The organism is Paenibacillus crassostreae (assembly GCF_001857945.1).
Lineage (GTDB): Bacteria > Bacillota > Bacilli > Paenibacillales > Paenibacillaceae > Paenibacillus_AQ > Paenibacillus_AQ crassostreae.
The window spans coordinates 1,314,632-1,333,208 of record NZ_CP017770.1 but is presented as its reverse complement, the minus strand read 5'-3'; the positions used below and the strand labels follow the sequence as shown (position 1 = coordinate 1,333,208).

General features: G+C 38.8%; 17 protein-coding genes and 1 tRNA gene. 15 read left to right on the top strand and 3 right to left on the bottom strand.

Going from position 1 to position 18,577, the window contains the following annotated elements; all coding sequences use genetic code 11:
• Nucleotide 1: 1 nt before the first annotated feature.
• Both LPB68_RS06390 and LPB68_RS06385 read left to right on the top strand, forming a co-directional pair.
• Nucleotides 2-75 (top strand) — tRNA-Pro (locus LPB68_RS06390).
• A gap of 179 nt (nucleotides 76-254) precedes the next feature.
• The gene (locus tag LPB68_RS06385; protein WP_068659109.1) at nucleotides 255-950 is read left to right on the top strand and encodes a BofC C-terminal domain-containing protein; all 696 of its coding nucleotides are present in this window, start codon (nucleotides 255-257) and stop codon (nucleotides 948-950) included.
• Between the two features lie 63 nt (nucleotides 951-1,013).
• Here the strand turns inward: LPB68_RS06385 and LPB68_RS06380 are convergent, their stop codons facing one another.
• Nucleotides 1,014-2,078, bottom strand: coding sequence for a branched-chain amino acid aminotransferase (locus tag LPB68_RS06380; protein WP_068659111.1), 1,065 nt, complete (start codon nucleotides 2,076-2,078; stop codon nucleotides 1,014-1,016).
• 230 nt (nucleotides 2,079-2,308) lie between these two features.
• Between LPB68_RS06380 and ruvC the strand changes: the two genes are divergently transcribed.
• Genes ruvC through yajC form a run of 7 tightly spaced genes read left to right on the top strand, consistent with a single transcriptional unit; the run spans nucleotide 2,309 to nucleotide 9,136 of the window.
• Nucleotides 2,309-2,812, top strand: a complete 504-nt coding sequence (gene ruvC / locus LPB68_RS06375) for a crossover junction endodeoxyribonuclease RuvC (RefSeq protein ID WP_068659113.1) — start codon at nucleotides 2,309-2,311, stop codon at nucleotides 2,810-2,812.
• Nucleotides 2,809-3,423 carry a Holliday junction branch migration protein RuvA gene (gene ruvA / locus LPB68_RS06370; protein ID WP_068659115.1) on the top strand — a complete coding sequence of 205 codons (615 nt, stop codon included), beginning with the start codon at nucleotides 2,809-2,811 and terminating at the stop codon, nucleotides 3,421-3,423. Before ruvC ends, ruvA begins: the two co-directional genes overlap by 4 nt.
• A gap of 19 nt (nucleotides 3,424-3,442) precedes the next feature.
• Entirely contained in the window at nucleotides 3,443-4,450 is a 1,008-nt protein-coding gene (gene ruvB, locus LPB68_RS06365; RefSeq protein ID WP_068659117.1) for a Holliday junction branch migration DNA helicase RuvB, read from the top strand.
• 26 nt (nucleotides 4,451-4,476) lie between these two features.
• On the top strand, nucleotides 4,477-6,585 hold the full coding sequence (locus LPB68_RS06360) for a SpoIID/LytB domain-containing protein (RefSeq protein WP_068659119.1): 2,109 nt from the start codon (nucleotides 4,477-4,479) through the stop codon (nucleotides 6,583-6,585).
• A gap of 7 nt (nucleotides 6,586-6,592) precedes the next feature.
• Entirely contained in the window at nucleotides 6,593-7,621 is a 1,029-nt protein-coding gene (gene queA, locus LPB68_RS06355) for a tRNA preQ1(34) S-adenosylmethionine ribosyltransferase-isomerase QueA (RefSeq protein ID WP_068659122.1), read from the top strand.
• A 41-nt stretch (nucleotides 7,622-7,662) separates the two neighbouring features.
• On the top strand, nucleotides 7,663-8,802 hold the full coding sequence (tgt, locus tag LPB68_RS06350; RefSeq protein ID WP_068659124.1) for a tRNA guanosine(34) transglycosylase Tgt: 1,140 nt from the start codon (nucleotides 7,663-7,665) through the stop codon (nucleotides 8,800-8,802).
• A 31-nt stretch (nucleotides 8,803-8,833) separates the two neighbouring features.
• Nucleotides 8,834-9,136 (top strand): preprotein translocase subunit YajC, encoded by a 303-nt coding sequence (gene yajC, locus LPB68_RS06345; RefSeq protein WP_068659126.1) that lies wholly within the window; start codon nucleotides 8,834-8,836, stop codon nucleotides 9,134-9,136.
• Between the two features lie 101 nt (nucleotides 9,137-9,237).
• On the opposite strand, the gene LPB68_RS06340 is transcribed toward yajC, so the two are convergent.
• On the bottom strand, nucleotides 9,238-9,627 hold the full coding sequence (locus LPB68_RS06340) for a TIGR04086 family membrane protein (RefSeq protein ID WP_068659129.1): 390 nt from the start codon (nucleotides 9,625-9,627) through the stop codon (nucleotides 9,238-9,240).
• Between the two features lie 196 nt (nucleotides 9,628-9,823).
• Here LPB68_RS06340 and LPB68_RS06335 point away from each other — a divergent pair, with 196 nt between their 5' ends.
• Nucleotides 9,824-10,585, top strand: a complete 762-nt coding sequence (locus LPB68_RS06335) for a YetF domain-containing protein (protein WP_418303820.1) — start codon at nucleotides 9,824-9,826, stop codon at nucleotides 10,583-10,585.
• Between the two features lie 7 nt (nucleotides 10,586-10,592).
• On the opposite strand, the gene spoVB is transcribed toward LPB68_RS06335, so the two are convergent.
• Complete coding sequence (gene spoVB / locus LPB68_RS06330; RefSeq protein ID WP_068659133.1) at nucleotides 10,593-12,173, bottom strand: stage V sporulation protein B; 1,581 nt, start codon at nucleotides 12,171-12,173, stop codon at nucleotides 10,593-10,595.
• Between the two features lie 200 nt (nucleotides 12,174-12,373).
• On the opposite strand from spoVB, the gene LPB68_RS06325 reads away from it, so the two are divergent.
• The 5 genes from LPB68_RS06325 (at nucleotide 12,374) to recJ (ending at nucleotide 18,502) form a co-directional block, all read left to right on the top strand.
• Nucleotides 12,374-12,631 (top strand): post-transcriptional regulator, encoded by a 258-nt coding sequence (locus tag LPB68_RS06325; protein ID WP_068659135.1) that lies wholly within the window; start codon nucleotides 12,374-12,376, stop codon nucleotides 12,629-12,631.
• 147 nt (nucleotides 12,632-12,778) lie between these two features.
• Entirely contained in the window at nucleotides 12,779-14,032 is a 1,254-nt protein-coding gene (gene secD / locus LPB68_RS06320) for a protein translocase subunit SecD (RefSeq protein WP_068659137.1), read from the top strand.
• On the top strand, nucleotides 14,022-14,918 hold the full coding sequence (gene secF / locus LPB68_RS06315) for a protein translocase subunit SecF (RefSeq protein WP_082865753.1): 897 nt from the start codon (nucleotides 14,022-14,024) through the stop codon (nucleotides 14,916-14,918). The genes secD and secF overlap by 11 nt, the downstream gene beginning before the upstream one ends.
• 173 nt (nucleotides 14,919-15,091) lie before the next feature.
• Nucleotides 15,092-16,042: a cation diffusion facilitator family transporter gene (locus LPB68_RS06310; protein ID WP_068659139.1), complete on the top strand. Its 951-nt coding sequence runs from the start codon at nucleotides 15,092-15,094 to the stop codon at nucleotides 16,040-16,042.
• A 54-nt stretch (nucleotides 16,043-16,096) separates the two neighbouring features.
• On the top strand, nucleotides 16,097-18,502 hold the full coding sequence (recJ, locus tag LPB68_RS06305) for a single-stranded-DNA-specific exonuclease RecJ (RefSeq protein WP_068659141.1): 2,406 nt from the start codon (nucleotides 16,097-16,099) through the stop codon (nucleotides 18,500-18,502).
• Nucleotides 18,503-18,577 lie beyond the last annotated feature (75 nt).

Here is an 18,577-nt window from a genome sequence, read left to right as displayed (position 1 = left end):
TCGGGACGTAGCTCAGCTTGGTAGAGCACCTGGTTTGGGTCCAGGGGGTCGCATGTTCAAATCGTGTCGTCCCGATTAAGTTTAGAACCATCGAATATATTCGATGGTTCTTTTCGCGTTTATATAAATTAATTTATTTTATTTCATATGTAATGGAGGATATTGCTCTAATTGTTTCCATATCTGCTTCTTAGTATAAATGTACTATTGCTCGGTCACAATATAGAAAAGTAAGCAGATAGAAGGGGATTAGCATGAACGCTTCAAAGCTAAAAAAAAGGATAAAGAGAAATTGGAAATGGTGGAAGCGTCAAGTAGGGACCATAGCAATATGCCTAATCATAGCAACGATGATATGGTGGAGTATGCAGATATCTGAAAAAATTCAATCATTATTAAATTCGAAGCCGCAAATTGCGGTAGAAACCTTACAATACCTACAACAAACAGAATGGATGGATCAAACCGAAGACGATTCTCAATTTTTACAAAGATTAAATAACACTGGAAAATTTCATAAGGTAGTTATTCAAAAAAACTATATATGTGGTCGTGAAGAAAGTGTTATTGATCAGATGAGTTCAGATGATATTGCTGGACTATTGCGGGATAATCCCACTTGGAAAGGCTACTTTACTGCAGATGAAGATGTATGGTTAGTGGAATCAATTGAGGATCTATCACCTGCATGTAAACAAAAAGCTTATATAAGTATGGATGATAAAGGGAATCTAACTTTATTCGAAGGACCTCCTAAACAAGAAAAGGTACTAAAGACATTTTTTCAACTTGATATTAATTCGATGGAATCGGCACTTCCTGAAGGTGTATTAGAACAATTATATGAAGGAATTCGAATTCAAGATATTGATGAATACAATAGTGTTATATCCACTTTCAGTGATTATGCACAAGAATATTCGGAGAATGTAATGAAGCGAGCAGATTAAGAAACATAAAATTCTCCATGATAAAAAGAGATCTCCCAACTTAGGGAGATCTCTTCTTTTGTTTTATACTTGTACTGTCCACTGAAGTGTATCAGGGACCATTCCAGTTTGAATCCCAGTGATAGTATCATAAAGCTGTTGAGACAGTTCTCCAATACAACCATCATTAATGATTATTTGGCGATCATCCCAGAATAATTCACCAACAGGAGAAATGACAGCCGCAGTACCTGTTCCGAATACTTCTTCTAAAGTATGATCCTTATGGGCTTGGTAGATTTCATCCATCGAAATCCGACGTTCTTCGACTGTTATTCCCCAATTAGTCAAAAGTTCAATGATGGAATCACGAGTTACTCCTGCTAGAATGCTACCGTTCAACTCTGGTGTAATGACTGTACCATTAATTTTAAAGAATATGTTCATGCTGCCAACTTCTTCAACATATTTTCTTTCTAGTGCATCTAACCAGAGTACTTGGGAATATCCTGCTTCTTTAGCCTCAGTCTGTGCTTTGATACTTGCTGCATAGTTACCTGCTGCCTTGGCAGTTCCTAACCCACCACGTACAGCTCGGGAATAGGAGGACTCTACGTTGATTTTAACAGGCTCTAGTCCTTCGCTATAGTAAGCACCAACTGGAGATAAAATCACTAGTAGTTGATAGTTATGAGCAGCTCTTACGCCAAGACATGGTTCAGTCGCTATAATAAAAGGACGAATATATAAAGAAGTACCTTTGCCAGAAGGTATCCATTCTTTATCTACATTTATTAGGGTCTGAATAGCATGTAGAATGAATTCTTCATCGATTTCTGGAATTTCAAGACGGCGGTTTGATTGATTTAAACGTTCCATATTCTTTTGGGGTCTGAATAAAAGAACGTTGCCATTGTTTGTATTGAATGCCTTCATACCTTCGAACACAGCTTGACCATAGTGTAATACCATCGCCGCTGGTTCTAATACGATAGGGCCATATGGGACAATACGAGGGTCATGCCAACCCTGTTCGGAATTGTAATCAAATAAAAACATATGATCCGTAAAGTGTTGTCCAAATTCAAGATGATCTTGATCTGGCTTCTGTTTAAGATCTTCTCTAATGGAGATTTGAATGTCCTTCATATTTTAACTCCTCCTGAGTTTAATAGAAATATACTTCTTTCATTATAATGAATTGAAAAACAATTGGTCAATCCAATTATATCTATTAAAATAATAGGTAACGCCTATAGAATGAAAAGGATTACGTAATACGAAAGAGCTTTCTACTTGATAATAGACTTAGTGCTTAGTTTTTCATATAATAAGATAACGAATACATATGTTCGCTTTATGATGAAGGAGAGATTAACTTGCGCATTTTAGGGATTGATCCGGGTATCGCCATTGTCGGATTTGGTTTTGTAGACAAGGTAGGAAGTAAGGTCACTCCGGTTCAATATGGTTGTATTCAGACAGAAGCCCATACACCAGAAGAAGATCGGTTGCTACATGTATATGAAGGTATAGTACAATTAATAGATAAATATAAGCCAGATGCCGTTGCATTCGAGAAACTTTTCTTCAATCGTAATGTAACGACGGCAATGATTGTAAGCCAAGCACGTGGTGTCATGATTCTGGCTGCGGTGCAAAAGGGACTACCAGTCGCTGAATATACGCCCTTACAAGTAAAACAAGCTATTGTAGGATATGGGAAGGCAGAGAAAAAACAAGTCCAGGAAATGGTACGAATATATCTTCACCTGAAGGAAATTCCTAAACCGGATGATGTTGCTGATGCTCTGGCTGTAGCTATATGCCATGCCCATTCTTCCACACTAAATTCGAAGTTAAAAGAGGTATTGGGGAAATGATTGATTTCTTAAAAGGTACCGTTGTCCATTTAGAAAATGACTATGTAGTTATTGATGTCCGTGGTGTAGGTTATCGGGTGTTTTGTCCGAATCCATTTGTCTTTGCTAAGATGGAAGGCGAATTAACAATCTACATACACTATAATGTACGAGAAGATGCCATATTATTATTCGGGTTCCCAACAAGGGAAGAACAGAAATTGTTCCGTAAGCTAATTGAGGTGTCGGGTATTGGTCCAAAGGTTGCACTTGGCATATTAAGTGGGGGTAACCCTGATCTTGTGGTGTCTGCGATATATCAAGAGAATATAACATTCTTAACGAAGCTTCCGGGCATAGGTAAGAAGACTGCACAGCGGATGATTCTTGATTTGAAGGACAAGCTGGATGGATTCGCAACAAATGTGATTTCAGGAGGATTATTTACAGTTCCAGAACCGCAAGTTGGGGACGGCTCGGCTTGGTCTGAAGCTAGGGAAGGATTGAAAGCTTTAGGTTACACAGAAACGGAACTTGACGGAGTTTGGTTAAAGATCAAAGACGATGTCACATATGAAGAAACGGTAGACGTCTTAATGAAACGGGCGCTCAAACTGCTCTATGCGGGCTAAGGAAGAGGAGCGATAATAAATGGAAGACCGAATTATTTCAGCAAACTTGATGATGGAAGATCAAGCAGTAGAGCTTAGTCTTCGCCCTCGCTATTTGGCAGAGTATATTGGTCAGAATCAAGTGAAGGAAAATCTGAAAATTTATATAGAAGCAGCTAAGATGCGTAACGAAGCCCTAGACCATGTGCTCCTATATGGCCCTCCAGGCCTTGGTAAAACGACGCTAGCCAATATTATTGCTAATGAGCTAGGTGTGAATTTACGAACAACCTCAGGTCCTGCTATTGAACGTCCGGGGGATTTGGCTGCATTACTAACTAATCTACAAGAGGGGGACGTACTATTTATTGATGAGATTCACCGTCTACATCGGACGGTAGAAGAAGTCATGTACCCCGCGATGGAGGATTTTGCATTAGATATAATGATCGGTAAGGGTCCTAGTGCTCGATCTGTCCGTTTGGATTTACCACCGTTTACATTGATAGGAGCTACAACACGTGCAGGACTATTATCAGCACCACTTCGAGACCGTTTCGGTGTAGTTAGCCGTCTAGAGTTCTATAGCGTAGATGAGTTGAGTTATATTGTGTCAAGAGGTGCTGAAATCTTTGGGATTGAAATTATCGGGGATGCAGCGGATGAAATTGCTCTAAGAGCAAGGGGAACCCCTCGTATTGCTAATCGGTTATTAAAACGTGTACGTGATTATGCGCAAGTACGTGGTGATGGGATGATTACAAGGGATATTGCGGATCAGGCACTCCATATGTTACAAGTAGACCCAAGAGGTTTAGATCAGATTGACTATAAAATACTTCATACGATGATTACGAGCTTTCGTGGAGGACCTGTAGGGTTAGATACGATCGCGGCTACGATAGGGGAAGAAAGTCAAACGATTGAAGATGTCTATGAACCTTATTTGATGCAGATTGGATTCCTACAACGAACTCCACGCGGTAGAATGGTAACTTCCACAGCGTATCAACATTTAGGATTACCACAACCACCTCAACAGAATTAAATGACTAGCTCAGGAGGAAACATCCGATGATTCGTGATAGAAAGAAAAAAGTCTTGAAGAGTTTGACACAATGGTTGCTAATTGTAGTTATTGGCTTGAGTTGCTTGAATAGTCCAACTGGAGTTATGGCAGCAGGATTTGTTCCAGATACGATAAGAGTGGCTATGTTTCTTGATTTGGGAAGCACTTATAAATCAGTTGTTCCAGCGGTTACTCTAGAATCTGAGTCACCTTGGAATGCCGGAGTCATAGGATCGGCTGGGTACCAGCAGATGGTGTCCTTACCAGCTAATAATCAAGTTCGATTTAGCTTAGATTCCTTTCGTGTAAAAGTATTGGAGACAACAGATTGGAAAATGGCGATGGAGGTATCACAGAAATTATCATCTACCGTGGATAAACCAATTCTATTTAGTTCATCATTAGGTGGACTCCCTGTATATCAATTGTATACTGGCATGTATGCTACTGAACAAGCAGGCACAGATGCTGTGAATCGCGTTAATCAAACAGTAGGCGCTAATCTGAATGGACAAGTCCCATCGTTAAAAGGAAATAATCATTTATCAGTAGGGAATTTTACTACGATAGATCAAGCTATTGAACAACAAAATATGATGTTTAATGCTGGGTATGACGCTAGGGTCGCAGTCCAATATCCACTTACTGGTGGAATACAATATGGGGTGTGGGTAGGCGAGGCAATAAACGTTAGTGAATTAACGATACTCCAACAAGATATCAATTTAGTTATACCAGGGATCCAATTATCGACTGTAGATTCATCCATTCCAGCATTGATTCTACGTCAGGACGTTGGACTTAATACAACTGCTCTCAAGACAGTTGATCATTATCAAATTAGCGGTGAATCTACAAAGGTATGGATTCCAAATCAAAACAATACGATGAAAGTTATGGAGAGATCAAAACGTAGTTATCGAGGGAATCTGGAAATAAGTTCATATAATGGTCAGCTATCGTTGATAAATGAACTACCCTTAGAACAATACTTGTATTCCGTTGTCGGAGGAGAAACTCCTTCATCATGGCCAGCAGCAGCACTGAAATCCCAAGCGGTAGCAGCAAGAAGTTATGCGATATTCCAAAAAAACAAATTTAAAGTGGCAGATGTGGTTGATACGACATTAAGCCAAGTCTATAACGGAATAAGTACGGAAGCACCTAGTATTACACAAGCTGTCGATGATACAAAGGGAGAAATTCTGGTTAAAGATGGTAAGGTGGTTGAGACGATCTTCTCATCTAATAGTGGTGGAGTTACTGCAGATTCTAGTGAAGTATGGAATAGCAACAATAATACTTTCTCAAGTGTCACAAGTGAAGGGGATTTATCCGCCGAGAATAGTTTGCAAATGTGGTATTATGTATTACTGAATAATGGACTTACAGGTTACATTCGTGCAGATAATGTGAAAGAATTGACCAGTACAACTTTAGCAGGACTAACTCAACTAACCGTAACAGCGACAAATACGAATGTCCGCCCCATACCCCAAATTCAATCAACTGTAGAACCAATTGGTAAACTTAACCCTGGGGATATGGCAGTTATTCTTGATAAAGTTACAGAATCGAACTCATACTCTTGGATCAGAGGCCCTTATACCTCAGCAGAGTTACTTAAGACTATGCAAGGAAGGTCTTTATCAGAATTACCTACTACGATCCGTACATTAGAAATTACGAAAAGGGGACCTTCTGGCCGGGTTATTGAACTAATGGTGAATGGTCAATTTTTAAATGTTAGGTATCCAGATCAATTTAGATCAGCACTAAATGGATTACCGAGTACATTATTTGATATTGTATCCACTGGAAGTTATACTGTATTAGGTTCAGATGGTGCAACGGTACAAGCAACTAATTCATCTACTTCTGTGATCTCTTCATCGGGAATTAATAGTTTAAATGGGAATACGACAGTCATCATGAATGGTGATTCTAAGGCGATTGTAGTGGATGCAAGTGAGAAATTTAAATTTATTGGGCAAGGAAACGGACATGGACTTGGACTTTCTCAATGGGGAGCCAAAGGCATGGCAGATGCAGGGAATGATTATCAGGATATTTTGAAACACTATTATCAAAATGTCACTATTGTTAAGGAATGACGACAACATGGATGTAGAATTATATAATTTTGATCTACCAGAAGAATTGATTGCTCAGACACCACTTCTAGATCGAAGTTCATCACGACTGCTAACGTTGAGCAAAGAAAAAGGAACAATTGAGCATCATTCCTTTAAGGAGATTACTGGTTACCTTAAGTCTGGAGATACATTGGTACTGAATGATACGCGTGTTATTCCTGCTAGACTTTTCGGAGTGAAAGAGGAAACAGGAGCTAAAGCTGAAATTCTGTTACTTAAAAATTTAGGTCAGGATCGCTGGGAAGTATTAGTGAAACCTGGCAAAAAGCTTAAGCAAGGTAATGTTATTACTTTTAGTGATGAACTTAAAGCAGTCATTGAATCTGAAGGCGAAATGGGCGCTCGAGTTCTTGCTTTTTCTTATCAAGGTATATTTCACGAGATTCTTGATCGGTTAGGTCAAATGCCACTTCCTCCATATATTAAAGATAAGCTTGAAGATCGTGAACGTTATCAAACCGTGTATGCGCGTCATGAAGGTTCAGCTGCAGCACCTACAGCAGGCCTTCATTTCACAGATGAGTTACTTGAAGAGATTCGTGCCAAAGGGGTATCCGTGGCATTCATTACTCTTCATGTAGGACTAGGGACCTTCCGTCCGATGTCTGTAGAAAAAGTAGAAGACCATGTGATGCATGAGGAGTATTATTCTTTATCACAAGAAACAGCAGATTTATTGAATAAAACTCATCAAAACGGTGGAAGAATTATTGCTGTAGGAACAACATCTGCTCGTACACTAGAAACTGTAGGACAGAAATGTGCAGGTGGACCATTGAAGGAAAGTAGTGGATGGACAAGTATTTTCATGTATCCAGGTTATCAATTTAAGGTTGTTGATGCTTTGATCACGAACTTTCATCTACCAAAGTCTACGTTGGTGATGCTTGTAAGTGCATTGGCGGGCCGAGAACATATTCTTGAAGCGTATCAAGAAGCAGTGAAAGAGAAATATCGCTTCTTTAGTTTTGGGGATGCGATGTTTATTTACTAATCGAAGTTGAATGACATATAAGGAAGGAATACAAATACATTATGACAGCTGCAATCACTTATGAACATATTAAAACATGTAAGCAATCAGGAGCTCGTTTAGGTCGTGTTCATACTCCACATGGTATTATTGAGACACCGACATTTATGCCCGTAGGCACGTTAGCTACGGTCAAAACGATGAGTCCGGAAGAACTTAAGCAAATGGATGCACAGATTATTCTAAGTAATACTTATCACCTGTTCCTTCGCCCTGGTCACGATATTATTCGCGAAGCAGGTGGCCTCCATAAATTCATGAATTGGGATCGCCCCATTCTGACGGACAGTGGTGGATTTCAAGTATTTAGTCTTAGTGAAATGCGTAAGATTACGGAGGAAGGCGTTCATTTCCGCTCACATCTAAATGGTGATAAGTTATTCTTATCTCCAGAGGTTGTTATGGAAATCCAGAATGCACTTGGATCTGACATTATGATGGCTTTCGATGAATGTCCTCCATACCCTGCAGAATACGAATACGTTAAGAAATCACTTGAACGAACAACACGCTGGGCTGAGCGTTGTCTAGAAAGTCATGCTCGAAGTCATGATCAAGGACTATTTGGTATTGTTCAAGGTGGGATGTATGAGGATTTACGTAGACAAAGTGCCCAAGATTTGACTTCCATGGATTTCCCGGGTTATGCTATTGGTGGACTCAGTGTAGGAGAGTCGAAGCAGCTGATGTACGATGTTTTGGATTACACAGTTCCACTTCTTCCAAGCAATAAACCTCGATATTTAATGGGCGTAGGATCTCCCGATGCTCTGATTGAAGGATCTATTCGTGGAATTGATATGTTTGACTGCGTTCTACCAACACGGATTGCTCGTAATGGGACAACGATGACAAGCGAAGGAAGAGTAGTAATTCGTAATGCAAAGTATGCCCGTGACTTTGGACCACTAGATCCAGCATGCGATTGTTATACTTGCAAAAATTACTCAAGAGCTTATTTGAGACATCTAATTAAAGCTGATGAGACTTTTGGATTGAGACTGACTACATACCATAATCTGCATTTCTTGCTAGATTTAATGCGAAAAGTGAGACAGAGTATTATGGAAGATAGACTCCTTGATTTTCGAGATGAGTTTTTCGAGCAGTATGGTCTTTACGAGAACCTAAAAGGGTTCTAGGATAATGCAATCATTTTAAGGGGGAAAAAAAATGTTTGAATTTGCAGCAGATGCTGGGGCTGGTGGAGCATCAGGTATCGTTTCACTAATTTGGCCGTTTGTTTTAATGTTTGCGATCTTTTACTTCTTGTTAATTCGTCCTCAACAGAAGAAACAAAAGGCACGTACTGCTATGTTGAGAGCACTCTCTAAGGGTGACAAAGTAGTAACAATTGGTGGACTTCATGGTACGATTGTAGAAATCACAGATGATACGATTGTACTTCTTGTAAATGATGCAACTAAGCTAACTTTTGACCGTAGTTCTATAAGTCAAGGTGTACGCAACGAGTAGATAGTAAATAGTTGAGATCCAATCGGATTATTCTCAACACAATAGAGGTTGTCCATTAGTAATTATACTGATGAACAACCTCTATTTGTCATTGGTGACTATTATTTCTTTAAATTTATACCGAACATGCCACCAGTTGCCCCAATAATAATGCTGACACAAATGCCAATCAAATCATTCGTAGTAAAAGAGTTATCTAATGCGAGAAAACCAATAAGTAGAATAATAATTCCGTATAACAATCCAGTTATTCCCCCATGAACCCATCCTTTACTTCCTGAACGTTTCCCAGATACAATTCCACCTATTGCGGAGGAAATTCCGTGAATGATATAGGTGTACTTAGCAAGCTCATGTTCTTGCATGCCGGACAACCATAATAATAATGATAGAATGAACGCCCCTAGCATCATCCAAGAGAATGCATAACATAGCCCGGCTAGAATCGAATTGTTAATTCTAAATGAGATGAACTGACGGATAAACTGCATATTATTAGTACCCCCTCTTACTCCACTTATTACTGTAATTGTATGATGAGGCTTGCCCTAGTATTACAATAACAACTCATCGAAATGAATGATTCCATGAATTGAAAGTCATGATATTTGAATGGGTTGTCTGATATAAGGTGACAATAACAATATAATATGTTCAATCGAAACTAGATTAAGGGAGCGGGTATAAGTGCCATCTGAGTTTATGACATATATTTTGAGAACATTGCTGATGTATGTTGTGATATATGCCACGATTCGAATTATGGGAAAAAGAGAAATTGGAAAACTCTCCATATTCGATCTAGTAATATCTATCATGATTGCGGAAATTGCCGTTTTTGTGATTGATGATATTAAACGACCGGTTATGGACGGAATTATTCCGATGGTTACACTTGTACTGTTACAAATCGTTATCGCCCAAATTGGGTTGAAAAGTAGGAAATTGCGGCTATTGTTTGATGGTAAACCCACGGTACTCATATCCAATGGAAAGATACATCGAGAAGCGATGAAGAATCAACGATATAATCTGGATGATCTAATGTTTCAGATTCGTCAAAAAGATATCGATAACATCGCGAATGTGGAGTTTGCGATATTAGAGACGACGGGCCAACTTACGGTTTTTCCAAAAGAGATTACTTCGGAGTCTGACCGATACAGTAAAGAGTCTTATACAAGATCTAAGAAATTGAAGAGTAGAAAAAAAATACTTATTCCTAGAGGAAAGGTGAATAATCAAGGGTTACCAATTCCATTAATTATGGATGGTAGAGTCATGGATGAAAATTTAATATTAATTAATAAGTCACGATTCTGGTTAAAGAACGAGATTCAATCTAAAGGAGTAAGTGACTTTAAGGATATTTTTCTGTGTAGTATTGATCATAACAATCAAATCTATATTGATTTAAAAGATAATAAGTTCGGAAACCCATCAAAGTAGAACAGGGTTACTTGAATGGGAGCCATTGTCCGATAATCGGTATTTTTTCAATATCACGTATAGAAACGAGCTTGATTCTAAAAATTATCACCATATATATTGCGAATCCAATGACACATGAGATAAGAAATTGTAACCATGTATGTTGGTGAAAAGGTAGTTGAGTATAAGCGAGTTGAACTCCTATACCCATCAAAAGCATAGCAAAACATATTTTTAACATATTTAAAATATTGAATTTGAACGAGAGTAGTCGTGTTACGCTGAAACCATGTAGTAAGGTAACAATAATGCTGTTAATAATAATGGCAATGACGGCACCGTAAATACCATACTCTGGTTGTGAGGATAAGTACCAGATAAGGAATAACTTAATAATTGCTCCAATCAATGTATTCCGTAAAGCTTTACCTGGATGATCCAATACCTGAAGTGCTACTTGTAGAGGAGCCTGTATGTAAATAAATAAGGTGAATGGCGCCATAAGCTGTAACATACCCGAAATTTCCTGATTGCTGTACAGTAATAAACATAATGGAGCAGATAGGATAAACATTAGCACAGAGAATGGTGCTCCGGTTACGAGCGCAATATTAATAGTTTGATTAAGTCTTTTGTGGATAGTGGCATGCTCATTACGTGCCGCAGCCTCAGATAAAGAAGGTACGAGAGAAACTGCAAGAGATGTTGTTAGTGCTCCTGGTAATAGTAGTAGGGGAATGATCATACCTTGCAACGCACCATACTGAGCCGTTGCGACAGAAGTAGCAAACCCAGCTAAGGCTAGACTTTGTGCAGTAATTATGGATTCGAATAAATAGGAAAAGGAACCTACTAGTTTGCCAGCGGTAACTGGAATTGTAATTTTGAGCAAACGGCGAAGTACGCCGCCTTCCATTCTGGGAACTTCCAGAGACTTACCAGCTGAATTAGATGATGTGTTATGCTTGTCATCTGCATGATAGTGATATAATAATATAAGTAGGCCTACAAACTCACCAGCCATAACACCCAGCATTGCACCGGCAGCACCAAATTCAATTCCTTTAGGCAGAAGCATAAATGAAAAACACAGAACGCAAATAATCCGAACCACCGTCTCTACAATAGAGGAAACGGCTGAAGGAATCATATTTTGTTTACCTTGGAAGTATCCGCGGAACACGGAGGATATAGCAACAATAACTAGCATGGGACTCATGCTGACAAAAGTATGATATACTCTTGGATCTGTTAGAATGACTTGCGTAACCCAGGGTGCAAACCAAATGGAGAGAAACATAAATAGGATGCCAAGTCCAAATGTTAAACCAAAACTAATGCGTAGAACGTTTCGAGAAGCCTGCGGATTATCAGCTATTTCTGCTTCAGACACTAGTTTAGAGACAGCAAGTGGGATTCCTCCAGTAATTAATGTCATGATGACAAGGAAAAAAGGATATCCGAGTTGGTAAATACCAACACCTTCTGCACCAATGATTCGAGGCAGAGCAATTCGTGGGATAAATCCTAAGATTCGATTAATGATCCCTGCTGATAATAGTATTAATGTACCTTGGATAAATGTCTGTTTTTGATATTTGTTCAATGTTCACTCCCTCTTTCCAAGTCAAGGCTAGTCGGTTGTGTCGGTTGTGTCGGTTGTCCTACATGACGCTTACTATATGGATATGCTCAACCTGTCCATTCTCATGCTAAGCTTTGTGTTTCATTTAAAAAAGGAATTAGAGTTTAGAAGTCGAATTAGTCGGTAAGCGGTACAGGCATCATAGAGAGGATGAGGTACGCATGGATATGGAAGGAATGAGCACGGCCCAGTTAGATGAAAATATTCAAATGATGTGTAACAGCAAAGCTGAGGAATTCAGACTTATTGGATATGAGAATGTGACAGGTAAAGATATTTGGAACTGTGTTGGTTCAAGATATGATAAGGAGGGAGAACCCTCGCTTCATAAATTAGTCAATGATATTCTTTCATTGAAGGTCACAGCATTTATGAATTTTATGACAATATCAGCATATAAAGGGTCCACTTTTGATTAAGAATGGGTCCTTTTTGCCGTTGTTATCGAAGAAAATGGAGTATTGCATAACGTAATGAAACGAAGTTTTCAGTTATGATAAATTGACTGCATTTTAACGCATAGCTATAATAGGAATATTGAGAACGAAAGGGGAACTAAGAACGGAATGAAGAGAATCATCAGTTTTTTTGTAACAGTAATTGTTTTATCTGGAGTAATGCTTGTTTCTACTCCGGGATTACTTGATAAGGTCCGTTTGGGCCTCGACCTTAAGGGAGGATTTGAAATTCTCTATGAGGCTACACCTCTAGTTGAAGGACAAGCAGTCACTCAGGAGTCGTTGAATAGTACAGCTCAAAGTTTAGAAAAACGGGCCAATGTACTGGGAACTAGTGAACCAGAAGTGACAACAGAAGGATCTAATCGAATTCGGCTGAAAATCGCTGGGGTAACCGACGAAGCTGAGGTTAGAAAGAAAATGAAAGAACCTGCGAACCTTACCTTTCGTAGTGCGCCAAATGGAGGTATAGAACAGACTGATTTCACCCAAGTGGAGCTCTTAGGAAGTGATTTCAAAGAGAACGGTGCTGAAGTTGTCTATAACACTTTGAATAAACCTGAAATCAGTATCCAAGTGAATGATAAGAATAAATTTGCTGAAGTTACTAAACGTCTGATTGGCAAAGAATTAGCTATTTTCTTGGATGAAACGATGCTTTCTGCACCCACGGTACAAGCAGAATTAACTGATGGGAAAGCACAAATTACAGGCAGTTATAGTATTGATGAAGCTAATAATCTTCGAGATACTATTAATCTAGGAGCATTACCACTGAGCTTAACAGAGAAATACTCTCAAAGTGTAGGTGCTACCCTTGGTAAGCAGTCTCTAGATAAAACGATAATTGCAGGACTTACTGCATCTGTACTTATACTTATTTTCATGATCGGAATTTATCGCTTACCTGGATTATTAGCAAGTTTTGCTTTGATTTTGCATACTTGGCTACTTATTCTAGTATTCGTTCTGGCGGATTTCACCTTAACGTTACCAGGTATTGCAGCGTTTATTCTAGGAATTGGAATGGCTGTAGATGCTAACATCATTACCAATGAACGGATTAGGGAAGAAATGCGTAACGGAAGAAGTGTTATGTCTTCAGTTAAGGCGGGTAACAAGAATTCATTCCGTACAATATTAGATTCTAATATTACGACGATTATTGTTGCGGGTGTCATGTACGCTTATGGATCTGGAGCAGTAAAAGGTTTCGCATTAGTATTGATTATAGAGATTGTATTAAGTATTGCTACGAACGTATACTTCTCTCACTGGCTGATTACCCTTTTGGTTAAGTCAGGCCTACTTAAAAAACCGAAGCAATTTGGTGTGAAGGAGAGTGAAATTCGTGCACTTTAAAAAGGATTTCGATTTTGTTCATGTTAGTAAATATTTCTATATGATTTCTATAGTCCTTACAATCGTTGGTGTTATTTGCCTTTCTGTCTTTGGATTGAATTTTGGTGTCGATTTCAAAGCTGGTTCTAATGTGGACGTATCACTCTCAAAATCACTAACAATAAGCGATATTAACCCGATTATTGAAGAGATTGGAGTCGCTGAAGGAACGAGTATTACACCGGGTGAAAATCGGGTTAATATTCGCTTTAATGAAGTGCTGACAGAGGATCACGATAAACAATTGAAAGAAGCTATTCTCAAACTAGACAGCACAGCTTCATTTGAAGTTAATACAGTGGATACTCAAATGGCAAAAGAACTTGCTAGAAATGCCATCTATGCGGTTCTTCTATCTTGTATTGGTATTATTATTTATGTCAGCATTCGTTTTGAATGGCGGTTCGCACTTGCAGCTATTTTGGCGCTTGTGCATGATGCATTTTTGGTCATCACCGTGTTCTCTATATTCCAATTGGAAGTAGAATTAATCTTCATAACGGCTGTGTTGACTATTATTGGTTATTCCATTAATGATACGATTGTTATATTTGACCGGATACGTGAGAATTTACGTTTCGCTAAGTTGAAAACAGATGAAGATCTTGTAGTTGTAGTGAATAAGAGTGTTAATCAAACGATTAAGCGTTCATTATATACCGCACTTACGGTCTTTATAGCAGCGTTCTTCCTATTCATGTTTGGAGGAGAATCGATTAAGATGTTCTCATTGGCGATGGTCATCGGGTTATTATTCGGTGCCTACTCTTCTATCTTTATCGCGAGCCCATTCTGGTTACTTCTTAAGGGTAAACAAAAGAATACAAAAGTCGGCAAAGCATCATAAAGTTCAAATATTGGGTTTAATTAAGAAGAAAGCCGCGGTCATTATCGACGCGGCTTTCTATATGATTAGACATATGAGAGTTCATCATGTTAAACCACCCGTGCGGATAGATGGGAAGGGTATTGAATCTCGACTGGCATTATCGGCAATGAAGTTGCTAGAGGAGGACTTATGTGGCTATACAACATTCAGCACCAATTAAAACTGCAACTTGGACAGGAATTATCACTGAATTAATGCTTGCTGTATTCAAAGGAGTCGTTGGCTATTTTTCGGATAGCAAGGCTTTACTTGGAGATGCATTGTATTCAGTAACGGAAGCCTTCACTTCACTTGCTAATAAAACTCCTTGGAAGAGGGCTCATGCTACGAATAAACGTAGATCCGGGAAAATCAAATCTATTGTGATGATATTATTTTCAATAGTTGTTTTGATTGGAGGAGTACAAATGGCTACTCAAGCCATTCAGGATCTTTCGAAAAGTAATCTCAAAGCACCAGGTCAATTTTCAGTTGTTGCTATTTTTGTCTCTTTTGCGGTGAGAGAAGCTATCTTTCAATTTCAATATCGATTAGCGAAAAAAGATAATGATGATAAGCAATTGCAATTAGGTCATGTCATGAACCACCGATTAGGATTAATCACTTCATTGATTGTATTTATTGGGGTATTTCTTTCGATTGCAGGAGAGATGTATGGTTGGCCTGGATTGTTATACATGGACTCTATTGCGGGTATTATCGTTGCTGGATTAGTAATTAGAAAAGGATATCTCCTTACCATGGATACTGTTTATGGTAGGCTTGCTCAGGAGGAGATAGCAGAAGAGAATACTATTAACTTTATTGATACAATTCAGCGAGTTCATGGAATTATTACAGTGGATGATTTAAGAATACAAGAGTCTGGACATTATATTATCCTTCATGTAAAAGTTAGCGTTAATCCACGGATTACAGTATATGAGGCACATGATATTGCAGAACGTGTAAAGAAATTGCTGATGAACCGTTTTCTACATGTAAGTGATGTCAATATACAAGTTGCTCCCTATGATCCAGGATATCCGTATAAGTCCAATCACGATTTAAATAATCAGGAAATGCACACGTTGCTCCAATAAAATCCATTCAATAGACCGGATATGAACAAGCTGGGTAAAGAAAGGTGAATTATCGTGATTCATTCTAAATACAAGTGGCAGCCTCAGCCATACAATAATGATACAATACAGGAATTTGTGAAGGCATTATCGATATCTCCATTATTAGCCTCACTTTTAATTACTAGAGGAATTCGAACTATTGATGAGGCTAACAAGTTTATGAAAGGTAGTATGGATGATTTGCATGATCCTTTTATGTTGCGGGGAATGAAAGAGGCTGTACCTAGAATTCATCAAGCTGTAGAAAGTAAAGAGCATATTTTAGTATATGGAGATTATGATGCAGATGGAGTCTCTAGTACCTCATTGATGATCTATCTCATGCGTTATATGAGTGCTTCATATGATATTTATATTCCTCATCGTTCCAATGAAGGTTATGGACTACATAATCATGCTCTAGATTGGGCACATCAGCAAGGTGTTTCTCTCATCATAACTGTAGATACAGGGATTAGCGCTGTAGAACAAGTTGCTTATGCAAATTCGCTGGGGATAGATGTTATTGTTACTGATCACCACGAACCACCGGATATTCTTCCGGATGCCTATGCTCTCATTAATCCTAAGCTATCGGATTGCCCATATCCCTATAAAGGGCTTGCTGGAGTAGGAGTTGCTTATAAGCTATGTCAGGCCTTGTTAGGGGAACCACCTATAGAGTGGACTGAACTTGTTGCAATAGGAACAGTAGCGGATTTAATGCCGTTGACAGGTGAGAATCGAATTTTGGTTCAATCAGGGATAACATGTATGCGTAAATCCTCTTTTGAAGGGATTAAGGCATTGATCGAAGTATGTGGGATTGATCATAAGACTCTGACATCCACCAATATTGGCTTTAGTATGGCACCAAGAATAAATGCAAGTGGCAGATTGGATCACGCAGGAAGAGCAGTCTCATTATTGACATCTAGCGATCCTTCAGCAGCACTAGGACTAGCTCATGAATTAGATGACTTGAATAAACAGCGCCAGGTTGTGGTTGAAGATATTGTTCAGGAGGCACTAGGTCAGCTTGAAAAGAAGATACAGTCTGGTGGTGTGCCGTCTGTTATCGTACTGACTGGTAAAGGATGGAATGTTGGTGTAGTAGGCATTGTAGCTTCAAAAATATTAGAACGGTATTATCGCCCAGTTATTATTCTCGGTATTGATGAGGAAACTGGAAACTGTAAGGGTTCTGCAAGATCAATTCCAGGATTTGATATGTATGTAGCCCTATCGTCATGTAAACATTTAATGGATCATTATGGTGGGCATGCTGCAGCTGCTGGAATGAGCTTACATATCGGTCAGCTAGCTGAATTTGAACAAGCACTTAATCAATATGCTCAATCGATCATAACACCGGAAGATTTAATTCCAGTTACAATAGCTGATGGGGAATGGAAGTTAGCAGATTTACCAATAACAGTGATCGAAGAGATGGAATCGCTACAACCCTTTGGGATGGCTAATCCTGTTCCTCGTTTCATCATCAAGGATGTAGTAATGCAAGAGTCTCGTAAGATGGGTCGTGATCAGAAGCATCTTAGACTCACGATGCAGCAAGGCCATAGTAGACTAGAAGCTGTTGCTTTTGGACAAGGTGATTTAGCAGAACTACTAACTGTTGGTGCTTCAATGGATGTCATTGGTGAGTTAACAATTAATGAGTGGAATGGCTCACGAAAATTGCAGCTTATGCTCCATGACTTGAGGATATCTGAGCCACAGATCTTTGATTTGCGTGAAGTTCTAGATGTTGAAGAGAATTTAAAACGATTCTTACATCTGTTTGGCTCTCGACATCGTAGTGATAATATCAATATAGCAGCCATTTGTGGAGAACAGACATTAAATTGTGCGAGAAATCATTTGAACGAACTATCTCTTTGGGGTTATGATAAGAACGGTGAAATAGTAGCTAAGAATGCCATCGCTATTCATGATGATATAGATGGTATTACGACGTTATTTGTATTGGAATTACCCCGAACTCCAGAACAACTGCAGAAGATGATGTCTGGTTTCAAGTCATTACACAACATTATTCTTCTCTATGACGTGAAGCGCCATGTTAAAGGGAAACTTCAAGTTCCTGATCGAGATTTATTTAAGAATTTGTATATTATGTTGATCCGTTTATGTTCAGAGCCCGTATCTGAGAAAACAGTGCTAGACAGAATAAGCCAACAAGCTTCAGTCTCAATTAGGATGCTTTCTAAGATGATGGATGTATTCGAAGAGTTGTCTTTTATAGAACGGAGCAATGATATGATTTCACTAATATCTGCACCATCTAAGAAAGACCTAGAACAATCATCACATTTCCGTGAATTGATTGAGCTTGCGGAGATGGAGCAGAAATTGGTTGATGCAAATACTGTTCAATTAACCGATTGGATGCTATCCCTTTTGAAAGGGGTCTCATAATAACAAGTATTGTTGCTCAATAATCACTCAAAAACATGGATTATGCTTACGAAGAGAGTTTTCACGAAGTATTTC